The organism is Rhizobium sp. P1_B8 (assembly GCF_056406515.1).
Map to the genome: position 1 here is coordinate 1 of NZ_JBFTZZ010000034.1, position 19,847 is coordinate 19,847.

A 19,847-nucleotide genomic window follows, 5' to 3' on the forward strand; every position below is an offset into this window, starting at 1 on the left:
CATCAGAAGGGCCAGGAAACCTCGACGAACTCGATCGCCTCGATCTTCGCCTGGACCCGCGGCCTGGCGCACCGCGCCAAGCTCGACGACAATGCCGAGCTCGCCCGCTTCGCCTCGACGCTGGAAAAGGTCTGCGTCGACACTGTCGAATCCGGCTTCATGACCAAGGACCTGGCGCGGCTGATCGGCCACGACCAGCCGTGGCTCTCGACCACTGCCTTCCTCGACAAGATCGACCAGAACCTTCAGAAGGCCATGGCGTAAGCCGGCTTATCCAAGATAACATGGAAGCGGCGGGAAATTCCCCGCATTCAGAGTGCTGACAAAACCCCTGGCCTTGGCTGGGGGTTTATGATTCAGTGGGACATGTTGAAGAAACTCCCGCCGCAGCAGACGGCTCTCGAGGCAAGTGGCCTGAAACGTCGCTAGCCAGCAGTCGCCGGCGAGGATCTCTGCCTATTGATCGACGACACCGACGAAGCCGACAGATTCTTTGGTCTAGACTGTCCATCCATCCGGGCCCGGAACTGTTCAGGCGTCAACGCTGCTACCGAGAAATGTCGAGGGTAAGAGTATTCGCCATCATGCGCTTTGCCTCGCGCGCGCCTCGGCGACCATCTCCTCGAGCCTAACAGCAACACTGTGAGCGCGGCGATAGTAGGCGGATTCTGGAATCCCATACCGGTCCATTGGCGTCTCGAAGTTGAGCGGAGTCTGATAAGGAGTTGCGGCGATCGCCGAGGTGATCGTGTGCCAATCTAATCGTCCATCGAATGGCAAGAGATGGTTATCCATTGCTCCGAAATTGTCGTGAATGTGAGTAGCGATGAGGCGATCCGCGAAACGCTCAAGCACGCTGAGCTTGCCTGGCTCGATCAGTTCCCAGTGGCCACAATCGAAGCAGACGCCGATGAACTCCTTGCCGTATCGAGCGAACAGCCGATCATAGAGGTTGAGGAAATTCTGAGCGTCGGCGCAAAGAAGAGTTTCCGCGGCAATCTGGATGCCCTTTTCGACGCAGTAAGGCCTGATCTCGTCGAGAGACTGGAAAAGGGGGTCGAAGAAAGCTCGTTCGGCGGCTTCGCTGCCGAAGACGTTGTCGTTGATATCGATGTGGAGAACAATATTGGGGGACTGGAACGCGGCCGCCAGGTCGACACGGTTACGCAACAGCTCGACTCCGCTGCGGCGCTGCCATTCATGCGGCGACAGGAAGTCCTTGCGCGTCTCCATCGCGAAAGGGCCAGGGTTTTTGTGGCCGATCTCGGTGATAGGATTGCGGCCATTGCTGCCATGAACCGAGTGCACTTTCAGCCCAGCATCGGCCACGATCCTGCTTGCAAACTCGATCTCGGCGTCGGCTAGCCAGTACGAACTGCCGGAGTCGGGATTCCAGTTGATGTGTGTGAAGCCAGCTTCCTTGATGAGGGTGAGCGAGTTGCGAATGCCTTCGTCGTACCAACGCTCCTGGTGCGGCCAATGCCAGACGGTGATGCAGGTATCCAATGGATCAGTCTCCGGTTCTACAATGTTGTGGTTTCTGGACCTTTGCCAAGGCCGATGCGCTCGGCCAACAGAATGATCGCCAGTGAAAACGCCATGATCAGAGTGACATAGACAAGGTTGAGCGCGGCCTGCTCAGGATCGACAGACAGCGAGCTGTCTACGATTGCAATCGGCAGCGGTTTGTTGTTGACGTTGTATAGAAACGCCGACAGGGGGTATTCCGACAGGAGATCGTTAAAGGCCATCCCGGCGACGAGGATTACAGTCGGCGCCACTATCGGCAGAATGATGCGGCGATAGCGATAAAGACCAGTGGCGCCCATCGAGCGGGCCGCCTCGTTATAGGCCGGATCGATTCCTACGAAGGCTGCCCGCAGGAACCTCACCATAAGCGGCAAGGCGACGATGGCGTAGCCAATCGGCAGGAGCCAGTAGCCGCCGAGGAGGACTGCGTTTCCAACGAGCGGGTTTGGCGTGTCGAAGGTGACGATCAGCCCGACAGCGAGCAGAACACTAGGAACTACCCATGGCAGGAAGAAAGTGATGTCTAGAAGGCGTGTCAGCCAACTGCGCCGGCCAAGAATAACCGGGACAGCAAACAGCGTAACGACCAGCGCCGCCGATACCGCGACAAGGCTCATCACTATGGAGTTGAAGAACGGAAGAAAGGCGGTGCCTTCGGTAAAGACGCGGGCATAGTTCTTCAGGGTCAGGCTGGATGGGATCACTTCGATGCCGATGCTCGCGGCCGGGGCGAAGGAGAAGAGTACGACAAGAGCGATCGGCACCGCATAAATAGCCACAAGAAGATAGGCAAAAAAATGTAGCACTGTATTGCCGATCGGGCTGCAAATTTTGCGTAGCTGGATGGGCGCAGTCGCTTTCGCGCCGCCGACATAGGAGCCGCGCGCTTCGTAATATTGAGACAGCAGGATAAGCGCCATGAGACACAGTCCCATCATAAGCGCCAGTAAGGCGGCCATGTCGGGACGGCGCAGGCTGTTCAGAGTCAGCACCATCTGGCTCAGCATGTGGAAATCGCGACCGCCCAGCACCTGAGGGGCGGCGAAAGAGCTGATCGCGGTGTAAAGGGTAAGAAGGGTGACAGCGAGGAGCGTCGGCATGATTGCGGGCAGTACCACACGCCACAGGATCGTATATTCCGAGGCACCCATACTGCGCGCGGCTTCGATGGTTGCGTAGTCGACGCGGCGCATCGCAGCACGCAGAAAAAGATAGTAAAAGTTGGTCATCAGAAAGGTATGCGTGAAGAGCACGCCAAACCAGCCGATGAACCAGTCTTGCGGGAGGCTGGAAACGATCGCTTTCACCAGATGTGTCACCGCACCGCCGGGACCATAGGTGAAGTTATAGCCCGCCGCCGCAACGACACTGCCGAAGACCAGCGGCGTTGCATAGGCGATTTTAAAGAGTGCGCGACCGCGTAGGTGAAAATATTCAAGGACGACGACCTGGAAAATCCCGACAATGGTCACCGTGACCATGGTCGCTGACGTCATCCAAACCGTGTTCCAAAGGGCAGCGCGCACTCTTCGTGATCTTGAAAGTTCGCTTAGGGTCTGGCCGACCACCAGGCTGCCGTCCCTGAAAAATGCCGCATGAAGTGACGCGACGAGCGGCAGTATCAGGAAGGTGACGACGATCCAGATCAGGGCCGCCAACCCGATCCAATAGACTACGCGCTCGACGGCAGCCGCGCGGTTCATCTGTCCGCTTCCTCGAAGATATGCACCGAGCCCGGGCGGATCGTCCAGGACACGGTCTCACCGATTTCGGGTAACTCGTGCCCCATCCTGGCGGCCGAAATGAAATAACCGCCGGTATCCAGGTCGATACGGCTGTGGGCGCCAAGGAATTCCACATGACGGACGGTCGCCAGCAACCCGGCTGGTATCACTTTCCCAACGAGTACATCTTCGTGGCGAACAAAAATGCGCGCCCGAACGTCGCTGCCCAGGATTTGCACGGCAAGCGGCGTGGGCAGTTCGTTGGCGGTGCCGATAAACTCGCAGATGAACGGCGTCGCCGGCTTCCGATAAAGAGTACGCCCGTCACCGATCTGCTCAACACGACCGTTTGCCAGCACGACAATCGTGTCCGACATCGTGAGTGCATCTTCCTGATCATGCGTGACAAAGACTGCCGTGAAGCCAAACTCCCGCTGGAGCCTCTTGATCTCGCGGCGCATCGTCACTCGTACCTTGGCGTCGAGATTGGACAATGGTTCGTCGAACAAAAGCACCTTGGAGCCCGCGACGAGCGCGCGCGCAATCGCAACTCGCTGTTGTTGCCCGCCTGACATGGCCACTGGCTTCTTGTGCAGTTGCTCCGTAATCCCCGATGTTTCGGCGATCTCGGCGACGCGCTTGCCGATCTCGCTCTGCGGCATCTTCGCCACACGCAAAGCAAAGGCGATGTTTTCGAACGCCGTCATCGTTGGAAACAGCGCATAGTTCTGGAATACCATGCCGACATTGCGGCGCTCCGGAGGCTCGTTGGTGATATCTTTTCCTTCAAGAATAATTCGCCCGCTCATGGCCGAATGAAAGCCGGCGAGGGTCCTTAGAACGCTGGATTTCCCACTGCCGGAAGCCCCGAGCAGAGCAACGAACTCGCCTTCGTGAATTTCAAGCGAGAGGTCGCGGATGACTACCTTATCGCCATAGCCAATATGCAGTTTATCGATGATGAGGATCGGGGTCGGCATGATCATACTCCTGTGAAGCCTGGCGATCTGCATCGCCCGGTCCTACGTGCTCACCGGATTTCAAGCTCGATCTTCTGCAACCAGCCGTCCAGTTTGGGCGCGATCGCATCCCAGTCGATAGGCTGCGCCTTGACTAGTTCCGCATTCGCCTGCACCTCTGGCGGTGATTTAGCCAGCGCCGCCGGCAGCACCGGAACCTGACCGAACTTTTCGGCGTAGCTGGCCATGACATCGGCAGAGCCGAACCAGTCGACGAATGCCTTTGCCTGCTCCAGCTGATCGGTTCCCGCCATGATCGCCACGCCTTCGGAGATGACCGGCGTGCCACCTTCCGGGTCAATGACCTTGACTTGCATGCCGAGCTCCTTGGCGTCCTTGATGACGCCGCCGAACCAGTTCAGATTGATGATCGCACCGCCCGATTTGAAGGCTTCCTTGCGCGCATCGGCGTCATCGACAACGATCGCGTTCGCATAGAATGCGCCAAGAAAATCCCATCCAGCCTGCGTGACTTCGCCCTTGTCGTCGAGGAACCGGGCCAGGATGCCGGCCAGATAGACCCTTGTCGTCTGCCAGGCTGTGTTGCCGATGACGTATTTGCCTTTGTATTCGCCCCTTGTCAGGTCCAGCCAGCTTTTCGGCGCCCGCTCAGCGGCAAGCTTTTCGGAATCATAGGCGATGACAACCGGTGTGCTCCAGAATTTGTAGACAATGCCTTCTTTGTCCTTGTATTGCGCAGGGAGGTCCGCCGCCCAGGCTGGTGTGCATGGCTGGAACAGGCCGTTCTTTTTGAGCAGAGCCATAGACGTGTCGACCATGCCGAGTACGACATCGGCCTGGGGATTGTTCTTTTCCGCGACGAGGCGATCAAAAAGTTCTCCTCCGGGTGCGCGCAGAAACTGCACATCGTGACCGGCGGCTTTTGCCTGGTCGACTATCCACTGAACGTTCTCTTCTCCCTGAGGGGAATAAACGACAAGACTATTGGCCAAGGCCGGAGAGGTCGCCGCGATCAGCACGGCTGCCAGGGTCAATAAGCGTTTGATCTGATGCATGGTGTTCCTCTCGTTTCAGATTGGCCGGTCATCTCCGACTTGGCGCGTTCTTAATGAAGCTTTATGACAGTTTAATTACATTGCGTAATTTAATATATATTGCAATAGCTCTTGGGCTGCTAACGATTTGAGGCACTCTTGGAACCAATGGACCTTTCACGGAACGAACGACGACTGGTCGAACTGATTTTCGTGGGTAAGAAGATTGCGCGCGTCGACCTGGCCGAACGGTCCGGCATGACAGGAGCTTCTGTCACTCGGCTGATAGGTCGCTTAATTGAGATCGGACTTCTGATCGAGGTGGTCGAGCGGACCGGCGCCCAAGGCCAGCCTCGACGCTTGCTGAGCTTGCGGGCTGACCGGTATCTTTCCGCGGGAATAACATTCTCGGTCTCCCGAATGGAGGTAGCAATCGTTGATCTAGCGGGAAAGATTCTTACCTCCCGATCAGTCGACATCGAGACCAGCACGGCTTTGTCGGTGGCAGGCGCGGCGCAGGCGGCTATCGCGGCGATGCTGGCCGACCTTGGTATGCCTAAGGATCGCCTTCTCGGGGTCGGCTGCTCGGTGCCCGGCAATTTCGGCACGATGTCGAACATCCTCAAGGCCCATAGCTTCTTCCCGGCTTTCGATGATGGTGAGGCGGACCAAGCTTTTAAAGCGACTTTCGAAGCGCCCTATTACATCGAGAATGATGGAACAGCTGCAGCGCTCGGAGAATATGTGTTCGGCGGACGCATCCCGCAGCCTGATCCGATGTTCTTCATTCACATTGGACACGGTGTCGGGGGAGGGGCGGTTATCGACGGACGACCGTACCGCGGTGTCAATGGAAACGCCTGCCTGCCCGGAGTTCTCTACCCGTACGACCAGCCGCGCCCATCCGGCCAAGACCTTTTTGCCACCCTCAACGGTGCCGGCTTCGCCATCCACGACTTCGTCGATCTCGAGCGGTTGCCAGACAGCGCCGAAGTGGCTTTAGGAGCCTGGGTAGAACGCGCCGGAAAGCAGCTCAGCGAGACGGTACGTGTTGCAACGGCGATGTTCGACCCCGCGCTGATTGTCCTTGGGGGACGGCTGCCAGAACTCGTGACAGACAAGCTGGTGGGTGCAATTTCCAGTCAGCCAATCCTTGGTCCGTCGCGCGGCTTGGAGGTTGCTGCAGTCGAGGCCTCCCGACTTGGCCCTCGCGCCGGCGCGATCGGGGCCGCCTGCATTCCGTTCTTTGCCTCTCTCTTTTCAGCCGCCGTCGCAGACGATGGCAGTCCCTACCTTAACGGTCGCAAGCCCAAATCCCGACCCTAGATAATTCGATCCCGCGCCTGAGTGTCTTCGGGAGTCTACCGGGCAGACCCAGACACGAACCTCCCTTCCTTGCAGATCGGTGTCCCTGTAAAGCCTCAAATGACCAGCTTTAGGTGGCTGGATAAAACCAGACCCGCGGCGCCACGCAGAGCCGTATGGCCTTCGCCAATACCATTCACTGTGATCGATATCTCCTGACCAGGTCTCTTCACCACTAGCTGCTCGACATGCTGCCTGATCAGCTCCGCAGCCTTCATTCCGCCTCCGGCGACGTCTCCGTGAAGGACGTAGGAGTTGAGGGACAGTGTTTGCTGCAGGTTGACGATGCCGAACGCCACGTTGCGTGTATAACGGTCGAGAAGTTCCTCTGCCGCATTCGAGCCTTCGTCTGTTTCCTTGACAAGTCTGGCACAGGTGACGCTTCGGGGATGTGGCAAGCCCATTCGGACGGCTTCTTTTCGTAGCCACGGAAGGGCAGCTACCGTCTCCCAGCAACCGTGCTTTCCACAATTACAAAGGACACCGTCGATCTGAACCACGCTGTGCCCGAGCTCACCGCCGGATCCGGCGAGTCCACGATAGACCTTGCCGTCGATGAAGAAGGCGCCGCCGAGCACCTCGCCGGTATAGACCGCGGCAAAATTCTGCTGGCCGCGGCCGGGCCCGAACCATCTGTCCCCAACAAGCAAGGCACGAGGGTGATGATCGATAACAACGGGAAGAGAGAAGCGTTCTTGTAGTAGCGCTACAAGAGGTAGTCCCGTTAGAACGGGAGCAAGGTTGACGGTAAGAATTCTTCCTTTGTCACTGTCGATCATTCCAGCAGAAGCCACGCCAATGCCAAACGGTGCCTGCTGGGCCTGAGACAGTGTGGCAGTAAGCGTCTTGGTCATGACAGCGATGAATGCTTCTGTGTCGCCATGCGGATCAAACTCAGCTTTCGTAACGGCCTTGATCTCGCCGGTTAAGGCCACGAGGCATGATTGTATTGTGCCGGGCAGAAGGAGGACTGCGCCAAGCATCGGTGCATCGGGGTTAAAATAAAGCGGACGAGCCGGCTTGCCGCCTTTGACGTCGGAAGGCGACGCATCTCCCTCGATAAGAAGCTGGTCTTCGATCATCGGCTGCACAATACCGGTGATCGTGGTTCGGTTGACGCCCGCAAGTCGAGCGAGATCCGCCCGGCTTTTGGGTCCGTTATCATACAAAGCTTGAAGTACGCGACCGCGGTTTATGGCGCCGAGTGCCGATTGGGAGACAAGCGTCACGTTGCCGCTGTTCTCGCCGGCGGCGACTTCTCTGGTGGCAGGGGTGCGCTGGCCCAACGAATAGGACGGCTGGCTCTCAAACTTCACTTCTCTTCTCCAATCTACCGGATCCTTTTAGCCCGTACATTATCGAACGGCCATACAGCAAAGGGCCCTTCCGGTGATGCAAGCAGGACGTCGATGACAACCGCGGTACTGCGCGGAAATTTTCGCCGTGACAGCTCCTTGACACTAGCATAAGTTTGTGCGAGGTACAAACTAACTGCTTACAAAAAGCAAATTAGGGGTAACAATCTCAGATCGACAAGCGGAAGCCCGGTGGCTCCGCTGAAGGGGCGAGGTTGGGATACGAAGCAACTGAGGAGGCTGTTTATGACAATCGATATCCGAAATATGTCGCGACGTGACCTGCTGAAAAGCGCTTCCGTTGCAGCTCTTGTGGCTGGCGCGGGATCACTAACCATTCCACGGCGAGGGGCCGCGCAGGATGCGAACACGGTTCGCGTCCTGTCCGTTGAAGACCCATTCTTTTTCTCGATGAAGGCGCTGGTGCCGGAATACGAGAAAGAAACCGGCATCAAGGTCGAACTGGAGAGTCTCTCCTATGACGCCCTTCAATCGCGCCTCGTGTCTGCCTTTGTCGCCAAAACCTCAGACGCCGACGTCATTGTTGTCGATCAGATGTGGCTCGGGCAGTACCTCGACAATGGATGGATCATCTCGCTGAATGATTTTATTGCCAAGGACAGTGAATTCGATCTCTCCGATTTCATCCCGGAGGTCCTTTACTCCTCGAATATGTGGCGCGGCCAGATCGGCACATTGCCGGTCGCCGCTTATGCACAGGGCGTCATGTACCGCAAGGACGTGTTTGACGAACTCGGCATCGCAGCGCCGCCGACCAAGACCTCGGAAGACTGGACCTGGACGAAATATGTCGACACACTGAAGTCGATGGAAGGCAAGTCATTTGGCGGCAAACCGTTGTTTCCCACGGTGGTCTGCGGCTCTCAACCGTCGCCGATCGTCCACATGTTTACGCAGGTGTCGGCAAGCCACGGTGCGAACTGGTTCAAATCATTCCCTGCCGACCCGTGGGATTTCTCCCCGCAGCTGACAAGCCCCGCCTGGGTTAAGTCTGTTGAAGTCTATAGGCAGCTCTACAAGCTGTCGCCGCCTGAAGCGATCAATTATGTCTGGTTCGACGCCGGCACCCGTTTTGCCAAAGGCGACATCGGGATGTTCTACTGGTGGACCCCGTACTTCTACCTGATCAAGAACTCGGGCTACATGACCGGTAAGAAGTCGGACGTGATAGATAAGTACGCGACGGCGGCCTTGCCAAAGGCTGAGGGCGTGCCTCAGACCGTTAGTCTCGGCGGATGGAGCCTTGGCATCCCATCCAGTTCCGAAAGGCAAGAAGCAGGTTACGCCTTCATCAAATGGGCGACCTCGAAAGCCACGCAGAAGAAAATGGCTCTTTGGCCGGACCTTAACTACCAATTCTCCGACTTTGCGCGCGTTTCACTCTACGAAGACGAGGAAGTCAAAGCGCTCTATCCTTACCTCGATGTGCAGTATGCGATGATGAAGCAGGGCAACGGCAAGGTCACACGCCCGCCTGTGCCTGGTTACACGGCCATCGAAAGCGTGCTGGGCCTCACATTGAACCAGCTTTTGACCGGTAGCGAAGAGCCGAAGACCGGCCTTGAACGTGCCAACAGCCTGTTCGAGAGCATCCTGAAGGGTAATCTCATGATCCCTTATCAAAAAGCCAGCTACGCAGATACTCTCGATGGGGCCAAAGCCCTGATCGCCAAGAGATAATAGAGTTCTCCTCGGGCCGGCGCGACAGCGATCGCGCCGGCAGCTACTTGAAGAAGAACTGGATCTGGCAATGCACACGACAACTGTTCGCTCTCCGCGAGCCTTCAGGCCCGCCCGGAAGAGCTTTATCCGACGAAACCTGCCATACTTGCTGATCGCGCCTTCAGTCGTGATGCTGCTCGCTCTGATCGCCTACCCCTTGCTGTTTGCTCTCAGATCGAGCTTCTACTTCTGGAACCTGCAAATCGGCCCGGAGCCGCTCCAGTTCGTTGGCTTCGAGAATTATGTGCAGGCCTTTAACGCCTTTGACTTTCGCGCCGCACTCACCAACACATTGATCCTGTCGATCCTTGGCACGACACTTGAGTTCACGTTTGGCCTGGCGATCGCCCTCATCCTGCTCAAGGCACTGCCTGGCATGAACGTCGTGCGTGCCCTGCTGATCCTCCCCACCACGATTGCCCCTATCGTCGTCGGATTTTTGTTCCGCTATCTCTATGATCCCGGCGGTGGACTGTTGAGCTGGGTGTTGCAGTCGCTTTGGCTACCCGTGCCGGCAGAGGGAATTCTTGGCTCGCCTTCGACCGCACTTACGGCAATCCTCTTCGTCGACATCTGGCAATGGACGCCGTTTTTTGCAATCGTCCTCTACGCAAGCCTCTTAGCCGTTCCTGACGAAATATTGGAAGCCGCGCGACTGGATCGGGCTTCCGCGTGGACGATCCTGATGCGTATCAAGCTGCCGCTGATCAAGCGCACCGCGATCATCATCGTCATGCTTCGCTTCATGCAGATCTTCAACACCTTCGACACGGTGCTTGTGCTCACCCGCGGCGGACCGGGCACCTCGACGCGCACCCTTGGATACTCGCTCTACGAGCAGGGCCTCGTCAACTTCAACATTGGTCTTGTCAGCGCAATGACCTGGATCACCGTGCTGATCGTCAATGTCATCGTTGCCCTCTACGTCTTCTTCGCGTTCAGAAACGAGGAGTGGTAAAATGTCCCGTCGTCGCACAAGCTTCAACACGGCACTCACCTACATCGCCGGCCTCCTCTTCCTGGCAATCTTCGTTGGGCCGATCCTATGGTTTATCGCTCTGGCCGTTCGCCCGGCCGAGACGGCCTTCACCATGCCGCCGCAAATTACCTTCGAGCCCAATCTCGACGCATTCCGGCACATCCTCGTCGATCCCGGCACCAATGCACCGCAACTGGTCAACAGCCTGATCGTCGCAATCGGCGCCGTGTTGCTCAATCTGCCCTTTTCCGTTCCTGCTGCCTACGCGTTGTCCCGCTTCAAGCTACGCGGCAAGAAAAACATCATGTTGTGGTACCTCGGCTTGCTGATGGCCCCGCCAGTCGCGTTTCTGATCCCGTATTTCATCCTCATCACGCGCATCGGTCTGCAGGGTTCCTATTTCTCCATGATCCTCGTCCTACAGACTCTGACGATCCCGTTTTCCGTCTGGTTGATGAAGAGCTTTATCGATGAGGTGCCAGTGGAGCTGGAGGAGGCCGCCCGGGTCGACGGTGCTCGATGGTACACGATTATGTTGCGGATCACGCTACCGATCGTTCGTCCCGGCATCATCGTAACCTCGATGTTTGCCTTCGTGTTCGCATGGAACAACGCGGCTTTTCCGCTGGTGCTGAGTTCGCGATCCACCGCCACTCTTCCGATCGGAACACTTGGATATTTCGCAACGAGCGGAGTGACCTGGAACTACATCGCCGCCGCAGCAGTGCTCGCGATGATACCTCCGATGATCATCTTCCTTGTTTTCGATCGATACGTCGTACGAGGCCTCACCTTTGGTTCGGTGAAGGGCTGAGCTTTCCCTTTATGAATGGAGTAATGAAATGAGCAGACTGCGAATGGGCGTCATTGGCGCCGGTCATTGGGGCGGCAATCACGCCCACACCTTTAATGTCTTGCCGGAGACCGAGCTGGTCGGCGTCTGCGACCTCGATGAGGGCAGGGCGCTGAAGATGAAGGAAACCTACGGCGCAACGCGGGCCTTCACCGATTATCAGAAGCTGATCTCCAGCGATCAGATCGATGCGATCTCGGTTGCGACACCTGACTTTACCCACACGCCGATCATTCTGGCCGCTCTGAAAGCCGACAAACACGTATTGAGCGAAAAACCGCTTGCGACGACAGTGCGCGAAGCCGAGGAGATTGCTGCGGCCGCCGCAAACTCCAAGGGCAAGCTGATGATTGATTTCCATAATCGTGTAAATCCCATCCTCGTCCAGGTCCGCGACATGATCCAGGGCGGCCAGATCGGCTTGGCAAAGCACGGCACCGCGCGTCTTTCGAATACGACATTCGTTCCGTTCGAAATGTTGAGCTGGGCTGCGAAGTCTTCTGCACTCTGGTTCCTGGGCAGTCATCTGGTCGATGTCCTGCGCTTCATCCTGGCGGACGAGGTCGTACGGGTTTATTCCGTCGCCCGCTCGGGGACCCTGTCGGCCGGCGGCGTGGATACGAAGGATTTTCATGTCTCGGTGCTTGAATTTTCCAAGGGCACGGTCGTGACCATGGAGAACAGCTGGATCCTGTCGCGTGACAATCCTTCGCTTGTCGATTTCAAGATCGAGTTTGTCGGTGAAAAGGGCCAGGTCCAGGCGGACCCCACCCACAATGGCGGCCTGCGAAAGATCGTCGACGGCGGACTAAAATACAATGACTATATCGGCATAACACCAACCGGCCAGACGCGTATCGGCGGCTTTGTCCTGGAATCCATCGCTCGCTTTGTCGATAGCGTCGTGCGCGACGCTCCGCTACTGGCAGATGCGCAGGACGGCCTGGCAAACACCAAGATCCTGGCAGCGATCGAGGAATCCGTCGCGACCGGCAAGGCTGTGAACATCGGCTAAAGCCGGAACCAAAAGCGCGGGGCATGTCCGCACACACAGTGCGGCTTGCCTTGCTTGAATATATGGAGAGTAGATAAAAATGGCATCCATGACCTTCGACGGGATCGGCAAGACCTTTCCGGACGGAACCGTTGCCGTTGCCAATGTAAGTTTTTCGGTCGCCAACGGAGAATTCGTCGTGCTGGTCGGGCCGTCCGGTTGTGGCAAGTCGACATTATTGCGGATGGCAGCGGGTCTTGAAACGCTCAACAGCGGCCGGTTGCTCATGGATGACGCTGATGTCACCGAGACAGAACCCCAGGACCGGGATATTGCGATGGTTTTCCAGAACTACGCGCTCTATCCCCATATGACCGTTTACGACAACATGGCCTTCGGTCTGCAGCAGCGCAAAATGCCCAAGGACAAGATCGATAAGCTGGTGCGTGACGCGGCGGAAATGCTCGACCTTACCCGCTATCTCGAACGCAAACCAGGGGCGTTGTCGGGTGGCCAGCGGCAACGTGTGGCAATGGGTCGGGCGATCGTTCGCCATCCCATGGCCTTCCTGATGGACGAGCCGCTTTCAAACCTTGATGCCAAGCTCCGCGTACAGATGCGCGGCGAACTGAAGCTGCTCAACCAGCGGCTCGGTGTAACGACGCTCTACGTAACCCACGACCAGGTCGAAGCCATGACCATGGGCGATCGTGTCGCTGTGCTGAAGCCAGTATTCAATGGAGAGGAGAGCAATCTTCAGCAGGTCGACACTCCGCAAATGCTCTACGACAAGCCCGCCAACCTCTTTGTCGCGGGCTTCATCGGATCGCCCGCGATGAATTTTGTGCGCGTCGAGCTGACTGCGGAAGCCGGGGCACTCAAAGCTGCGGTAACTGGAACGCAGATATCCTTCTCCGTCGCCGCCAAGCCGGCACTTTCGGAATATATAGGCCGGCAGGTCATCGTTGGAATTCGCCCGGAGATGTTTCTGGTTTGCCCCGCGTCTGAAGCCCTCTTCAACGAGCAGGTCCCGGTTGCCGAAGCGCTGGGAGCCGACACCTTCGTCTTTTTCGACATCGCGTCACCGCCGGTCAACGTAAACGATGCCGAAGATACCGAAGACTTTACAAATAAAGGTAAGAACCGACTTGTCGCGCGGATCCCACCGGCGCTCACACCGCGTCCCAACCAACATTTGCCGCTCACTGTCGATCTGGAAAAATTGCACTGGTTCGATCCGGTAACCGGAACTGCGATCCGAGACTGACAGAACATCCGCAAATTATCGCCTCACTAGGAATTCAAGTCTTTTCTCCTGCCCTCCCAGGCAACTTGGCTGTCGTCGAATACGAGGTCGGCGGCAGCCATTTTTTTCTTCGGATTCCGAATTTTGAAATGCAGAACCTGAACATTCATGCACCGTGACAGAGCTTAGAGGAGTGGCTTGTGAAACATGTTTCCATTGTCGGGAAGTTCTTTGTCATCATGGCCATTTTTGGTGTCACGGCGCTGGGACTGACATTCTATCAGAGCCGCCAGATGCTTGCGGTAAACGATAGTTACCAAGGGCTTCTCGACCGGGATGCATCTGCAGCGCTTCGATTGACACAGTCAAACAGAAGTCTCGAAACGGCGCGTGCCAGCATCAGCGACATGGTGATGACGCGGTCGAAAGAAGCGAGGGCGCGGGCAGAAGCAGGTCTGAATGACGCGCGAGAGAACTTCGTCAGGTTCATGGATCTGGCTGTCCAGGCAGTTCCCGAGCAGGGCGAACTGCCGAAGTTGAAGGCGGATGGATTCTCTGTCCTGACCGACACGTGTGGTGCAGCGATCGCTGTGGCCCGCGGCGCGACCAGTGAAGCCGAGCTTGCCATGGTACAGCAACTCTATCTGACTTTATGTCAACCCGCCTTCGCTGCCATTTCACCGAGGTTTACGTCCGTGACGGAAAAACTCGCTTCAGACGCGGAGCAAAAGCGTGCTGATGTTTTACGCGTTGTCGGTGACACGTCAGTGCTGAGTTTGGGAGCAGCTATTACGGCGCTGCTCGCCGTTTCATGCTTTGGTTTCATCGCAATTCGCTCCTGGTTGGTCAAACCGATCAAGCAGATGGTTTCGACGATGAAGGTCATTGCCGAGGGCGATCTGACGTTGTCTGTTGAGGGAACGATCCGCCGTGACGAGATCGGATCCATGGCCCGCGCAGTGCAAATCTTTAAGGACAACGAGTTACGGACACGCGATCTCGAAAAGGATGTAGAGGCCAGTCGTGGGGCAAGCGAGATCGAACGTGCTCGCATAGCCGACGCCGAGCGCCAGCGGGCACGTGATATGGCGGACGCCACGGCCGGGCTGGCTGAGGGTCTGAAGCAGCTTGCGAGCGGAAACCTCGTGTTCAGGCTCGACGCCAGTTTTGCTGAGGATTTCGAACCGTTGCGCGCAAACTTCAACGCCGCTATTGTTCAACTCGCTGAAAGCCTGAGAGCCGTGTCGCACGCCACCGGATCGATAGATGACGGCGCGCAGGAGATCGCTTTGAGCGCGCAGGACCTGTCCCGGCGGACTGAGCATCAGGCCGCTTCTCTGGAGGAAACTGCCGCCTCCCTGGATCAGATCACCCAGAATATCGCCAGCTCTAGCACGCGCACGGCGGAAGCCCGACACGTTGCGGTCGAGGCGAACAAATCCGCCCGTCATTCCGGGAAAGTCGTTTCCAGCGCTGTCGCAGCAATGCAGCGCATCGAACATTCTTCCTCGCAGATATCGGCTATTGTCGGCGTGATCGACGAAATCGCGTTTCAGACCAATCTCCTGGCCCTCAATGCAGGCGTTGAAGCGGCACGGTCCGGCGAGGCCGGAAAGGGCTTTGCAGTCGTTGCACAGGAGGTGCGGGAGCTTGCTCAACGCTCAGCTCACGCAGCAAAGGAGATAAAGGACCTGATCCTCAATTCCGTTGACGAGGTCAGCAGTGGCGTCACGCTGGTTTGCGATACCGGTGAGACGCTCAAGATAATCGAGGAACAAATCGTGTTGATCAACACCCAGCTTGATGCCGTCACGGTTGCTTCCAATGAGCAGTCGGCAACTCTTTCCGAGATCAATCGGACCATCAATCAACTGGATCAAGTTACGCAGCAAAATGCTGCCATGGCCGAGGAGTCCACGGCTGCAAGTACTGCACTTGCCGCAGAGGCAAAGCGGCTGCGGTCGATCGTCGCCGGGTTTCAGATTGACATCGGCAATGGGATCTCTGAGCAGCGAACCGATCAGACCAACGCCGGGACAGCGTCAATGTCTTCGCCACCGCGACTTATGCTCGGAAAGGGTGCGCACCCAGTCGGAACATTGAGATAGCTCGGCAGCTCCATTTTGGCGCCGCTCAATACATACCCGAGGATCGCATGCGGAGGCCGTTAGATGACGAAATTCAGCAATTCAGAAAGAAGCAGACTGGCGGCACCGCGTAGAGCAGCCAGGCATTCGCCATCTCCGAAAACAAGGGCGATATCATCACCTGGGCGATGGAATACCAGATCGTGGAAGCTTTCCTGAATCAGACGAAGAATGGGGCCTCCCCCCCGTACAATGTCCCCGTGAATAACAATGAAATTCGGCGCCATAAACTGCTGGAGGTTCGCCAGGCCAACCGCGATATTGAACGCGTAGTCGCGAACGAGGTCTCTTGCGCCCGGTACGTCCTTGTCGGCCAGCGTCAACAATCGGCTCACATCCAGGGAGAGAGGACGTGGCAACCGCCTAACCTTAGCTTCGGTCCTTAACCACTTCGAGCTGGCGATCGTTTCCCAGCACCCGCGTCTGCCGCACTGGCACATCCGACCTTTGATGTCTACGGTCGTATGACCGATTTCACCACCTGCACCTGCGGGTCCGCGATAGAGATGTCCATCAAGGTAAAGCGCTCCGCCCAAAGTCTCTCCGATATAGACCGAGGCGAAGTTTCTCCGACCGCGGCCTTGTCCAAACCAGCGATCCCCAACGAGTAACGCCCTCGTATCCTGATCGACGCAGACTGTGACTCCGAAACGCTTGTTCAATTCGGTTTCGAGCGGAAATCCATCGAGGAAAGGCGCAAGGCCGACGGTCACGATCGTGCCAGTCTCCGTATTGATCATTCCTGCGACGGCTACACCGATCCCCAAGATCGGCTTTCCAGATGCGACGGCTTTTTCGACACAGGTGCTTATAATACGGAACGCGTCGGCCGCATTTGCTACGTTCTTCGGGAAGTAGACGGCATTTTGAGCATAGACCTCGCCCTCCAAAGAGACCAAACACGCACTCACTCGGTCGTGCAGCAGGAGCACCGCGCAAATTGGCCTTGCGTCCTTGGAAAACCACAATTTGGTAGCCGGCTTGCCGCCTGTTTCATTGGGAGGGATCACCTCTCCTTCCGCGAGCACCCCCTGATCGAGTAAAGGCTGCACAATCCCACCGATAGTTCCTCGAGTCACGCCGGTAACGCGGGCCAGATCCGCCCTGCTAGATGCTCCTATGTCGTACAAGGCTTGTAGCAATCGTCCTCGATTTGCGGCCCCTAAAGTTCCCGTCGAGATTAGTTTTTGAGCCAACGTAATGCCCTTACCACTTTCGCTTTTATGGCTATCGTCAGGGCTGCTCTCATTCTCTCCAAGCCGGAAAGCTTGAAGTCTTCTTATCAACGAGTCCATTTCATCCGATCCTGTTTATGAATCCAACTGAGCCGCAACAGTGAGCACTACCGACCGGCTAACCGGAGCTCCCCATTCGGACGGTCTCGGATTATGGTGTTAGAGCCATCTGGGGTTCCTTTAAACGCGTCTTATGACCCTGGAAAACCATGAAGGATCCCCTCACAAGGCTTTCTTCAATGACCTCAGATGTCCGAGCAATCGTTAAAAAACAATTGATATATCGAAGTAACGAGCCGAAGCGGAGCGGTTCTAACGGTTGAGCCAATCATTCTACGAAACCATGTTCGGAATCCGGCATGTACTTGTCTATATTAAGCACCCCAAATATATATTCGTATATACTTGATTTTATACCCACTTTTAACTTTTGCATCTCCGAAAACGGTGCTAGCGATTGTGGGGGCTGATCAGCATTTCAATGAACGATGATTGGACAATGCAATGAACGGATTTGGTGCACCAGAGCGCAAAACGCGCAAGGCGCAAGGTGCTTGCGCAGTCGAGAAGCTCGCCATTTTCGGTGGGACCCCTGTGATCCCTCTGGGACGCGTCATACCTTGGCCCGCGGCAGAGAAAAAGCACCTGGATGCGCTTCGCGGAGTTGTGGATAGTGGGAAATATCACCGCGTCAATCATCCAATTGTCAGCGATTTGGAGCGAAATCTTGCAAGGTGGATTGGGAAGTGGCAAGTGCGCGCTGTTGGCAGCGGAACGGCGGCTATTCACATTGAACTCGACTACGTCAAGGAGCGCGGAGAGCAAGTTGTTACCGCGGCACTGAATTGGCCGGGAGCGGTAGGACCCATTACCATCAATGGCCTTGAACCCGTCTTCGTCGATGTCGACATGAGCGTAGCCGGGATTGATCAGCGGGCGGCCGCTGAGAGGTTCAATCCCAACGTCGCTGCAGTTCTGATCACCCACCTTTTCGGGAACAATGTTCTCGTCCCCGATGGAAGGCATGCTGCGCGTGCTCAGGGAATTGCAGTGATAGACGACATCTGCCAATCGATCGCAGCCGCGAAAGTAATCGTCGGCGGCTCTCATCTCGATACAGACGCACTCGCTCTTTCCGGAAACGGCGCTAAACATCTTGGGGCCGGCGAGCTGGGATTTGTCATAACGGAGGACGCCGACCTAATTGCCCATGTTGATCGCGTATCGCTGTCAAGCTCGTCTCGCAGCGGAGCGCGAATATTTTCACCTCTTTCCCAAGGGTACAATTACCGGCCCAACGTATTCTCTTCATCTATTGCGAAGCTGCGGGTCACAGAGATGGATGCGCAACTCGAAATTCGAAGAGACAATAGCAATCGGTTATGGGAGATGATCAGCGACCTTGCGGGTATACTTCCGCTTTTCGACCCGTCAGACTGCGACCATTCAGTGCTCAATTTTCCTTTGCGCATTGAACCTGAGGCGCTTGGCTTTGCGCCAGGCCCGGCTGCGAGGGATTTCGTCGTCAAATCGCTGCAGGCCGAAGGTGTGCCTATCTGTGTTTGGCTCACGAAGCCCGTTTTTGAATATCTCCCGGAAATTCGCAACAACTGGAACGCCGCCGATTTTCCAAACACCGTGAAAATATTGGATACGATGTTCTACGTCTCCGAGATCGCGCCGCCCAACGGTGGCGAGTTGATGCATCTTTACGCAGATGCTTTTCACAAGGTTTGGAGTGCAATTCATAAGCAGGGGCCGGAGATCGCCGCTGGAGCAATTTCCAACTGAGCACCACGCCTCGCGACAATTCCCCAGTGCCGCAATAGTCTATCCCCACAGATTTTAAGCACGCCTTTATCAATGGGCAATCTAAAGCTGCACTGGGACAAAACTCAAAGCCATTTCTACGACGAGGCTCTTTGTATGTCTTTCTTAAAAAAACCGGAATTATTGATCTTCGACTGCGACGGGGTCCTCGTCGATAGCGAGCTTATCGCAACCGCAGTGCACATCGAAGCGTTGGCGAAGTGTGGCTATATCATATCCGCTGAAGAGTATAATGATCGCTTCGTGGGAATGACTGACCAGCAGAGTTATTCAGTCATAGAATCCGAGCGAGGCCTCCGCCTACCAGAGGATCACCATGAAAGCGTGATGGCCGAAATCGCAAATCGTTACGCGCGTGATCTGCGCGCGACCAGTGGCGTTCGGCAAACGTTGCAAGCCATCAATTTGAAGAAGTGCGTGGCGTCGAACAGTGACACTGCAAAGCTCTGTTTGGCACTTATAGTCACAGACCTACACAATTTTTTTTGGCCCCATGTCTTCAGCGCTTCGCAAGTTGCGCGTGGTAAGCCGGCTCCGGATCTCTTTTTGTTTGCAGCACAGAATATGAAGACGCCAGCTGGCAGTTGTCTTGTTATTGAAGATAGTGTTGCTGGAACTCAGGCGGCGGTGGCTGCCGGGATGACGGTGATTGGCTTCGTAGGTGGCTCCCATTGCCTACCTGGACATGGAGACAAACTGGCAGAAGCAGGTGCGATAAAGCTGTTTAATGACATGGCGGCACTGCCACAAATCTTGGCCGATTTGTGATCATCAATTGCGCTCTGGCGACCCGCTTGAGTCCCGGTATCACTGTCCAGATTCATGGTGGGTG

At 56.4% G+C, this 19,847-nt stretch carries 16 protein-coding genes; 10 read left to right on the plus strand and 6 right to left on the minus strand.

The genetic code is table 11. The features are described from left to right. On the plus strand, positions 1-264 hold a 264-nt coding region (locus tag AC1D2N_RS29865; protein WP_477982549.1), incomplete at its 5' end, for an isocitrate/isopropylmalate family dehydrogenase. Positions 265-582: 318 nt separating this feature from the next. Here the strand turns inward: AC1D2N_RS29865 and AC1D2N_RS29870 are convergent. From AC1D2N_RS29870 to AC1D2N_RS29885, 4 genes are read right to left on the minus strand one after another with little or no spacing between them, the layout of a single operon-like run. Continuing rightward, positions 583-1,506 (minus strand): sugar phosphate isomerase/epimerase family protein, encoded by a 924-nt coding sequence (locus AC1D2N_RS29870; RefSeq protein WP_065276658.1) that lies wholly within the window; start codon positions 1,504-1,506, stop codon positions 583-585. Positions 1,507-1,523: 17 nt separating this feature from the next. Further along, a complete protein-coding gene (locus AC1D2N_RS29875; RefSeq protein ID WP_130657472.1) occupies positions 1,524-3,233 on the minus strand; it encodes an ABC transporter permease in 1,710 nt (569 codons plus the stop codon). Continuing rightward, positions 3,230-4,234, minus strand: a complete 1,005-nt coding sequence (locus AC1D2N_RS29880; protein WP_130657473.1) for an ABC transporter ATP-binding protein — start codon at positions 4,232-4,234, stop codon at positions 3,230-3,232. Before AC1D2N_RS29880 ends, AC1D2N_RS29875 begins: the two co-directional genes overlap by 4 nt. 50 nt (positions 4,235-4,284) lie before the next feature. Beyond that, positions 4,285-5,289 (minus strand): extracellular solute-binding protein, encoded by a 1,005-nt coding sequence (locus tag AC1D2N_RS29885; protein WP_130657474.1) that lies wholly within the window; start codon positions 5,287-5,289, stop codon positions 4,285-4,287. Positions 5,290-5,436: 147 nt separating this feature from the next. Here AC1D2N_RS29885 and AC1D2N_RS29890 point away from each other — a divergent pair, with 147 nt between their 5' ends. Further along, positions 5,437-6,594, plus strand: a complete 1,158-nt coding sequence (locus AC1D2N_RS29890) for an ROK family transcriptional regulator (protein ID WP_063473369.1) — start codon at positions 5,437-5,439, stop codon at positions 6,592-6,594. Between the two features lie 95 nt (positions 6,595-6,689). Here AC1D2N_RS29890 and AC1D2N_RS29895 read toward each other — a convergent pair whose 3' ends face one another. Further along, the gene (locus tag AC1D2N_RS29895) at positions 6,690-7,949 is read right to left on the minus strand and encodes an ROK family transcriptional regulator (protein WP_130657475.1); all 1,260 of its coding nucleotides are present in this window, start codon (positions 7,947-7,949) and stop codon (positions 6,690-6,692) included. Positions 7,950-8,234: 285 nt separating this feature from the next. On the opposite strand from AC1D2N_RS29895, the gene AC1D2N_RS29900 reads away from it, so the two are divergent. The 6 genes from AC1D2N_RS29900 (at position 8,235) to AC1D2N_RS29925 (ending at position 15,911) form a co-directional block, all read left to right on the plus strand. After that, complete coding sequence (locus AC1D2N_RS29900) at positions 8,235-9,689, plus strand: ABC transporter substrate-binding protein (protein ID WP_130657476.1); 1,455 nt, start codon at positions 8,235-8,237, stop codon at positions 9,687-9,689. Between the two features lie 70 nt (positions 9,690-9,759). Then, complete coding sequence (locus AC1D2N_RS29905; protein WP_063473372.1) at positions 9,760-10,689, plus strand: carbohydrate ABC transporter permease; 930 nt, start codon at positions 9,760-9,762, stop codon at positions 10,687-10,689. Position 10,690: 1 nt separating this feature from the next. Continuing rightward, on the plus strand, positions 10,691-11,524 hold the full coding sequence (locus AC1D2N_RS29910; protein WP_065276664.1) for a carbohydrate ABC transporter permease: 834 nt from the start codon (positions 10,691-10,693) through the stop codon (positions 11,522-11,524). A 28-nt stretch (positions 11,525-11,552) separates the two neighbouring features. Continuing rightward, the gene (locus AC1D2N_RS29915) at positions 11,553-12,578 is read left to right on the plus strand and encodes a Gfo/Idh/MocA family protein (RefSeq protein ID WP_130657477.1); all 1,026 of its coding nucleotides are present in this window, start codon (positions 11,553-11,555) and stop codon (positions 12,576-12,578) included. A gap of 79 nt (positions 12,579-12,657) precedes the next feature. Then, positions 12,658-13,824, plus strand: a complete 1,167-nt coding sequence (locus tag AC1D2N_RS29920; RefSeq protein WP_065276666.1) for an ABC transporter ATP-binding protein — start codon at positions 12,658-12,660, stop codon at positions 13,822-13,824. A gap of 179 nt (positions 13,825-14,003) precedes the next feature. Next, complete coding sequence (locus tag AC1D2N_RS29925) at positions 14,004-15,911, plus strand: methyl-accepting chemotaxis protein (protein ID WP_130657478.1); 1,908 nt, start codon at positions 14,004-14,006, stop codon at positions 15,909-15,911. Between the two features lie 59 nt (positions 15,912-15,970). Here AC1D2N_RS29925 and AC1D2N_RS29930 read toward each other — a convergent pair whose 3' ends face one another. After that, positions 15,971-17,245 carry an ROK family protein gene (locus AC1D2N_RS29930; protein ID WP_130657479.1) on the minus strand — a complete coding sequence of 425 codons (1,275 nt, stop codon included), beginning with the start codon at positions 17,243-17,245 and terminating at the stop codon, positions 15,971-15,973. A 444-nt stretch (positions 17,246-17,689) separates the two neighbouring features. Between AC1D2N_RS29930 and AC1D2N_RS29935 the strand changes: the two genes are divergently transcribed. Further along, positions 17,690-18,976, plus strand: coding sequence for a DegT/DnrJ/EryC1/StrS family aminotransferase (locus tag AC1D2N_RS29935; RefSeq protein WP_130657480.1), 1,287 nt, complete (start codon positions 17,690-17,692; stop codon positions 18,974-18,976). Positions 18,977-19,111: 135 nt separating this feature from the next. Next, complete coding sequence (locus tag AC1D2N_RS29940; RefSeq protein ID WP_065276674.1) at positions 19,112-19,783, plus strand: HAD family hydrolase; 672 nt, start codon at positions 19,112-19,114, stop codon at positions 19,781-19,783. Positions 19,784-19,847 lie beyond the last annotated feature (64 nt).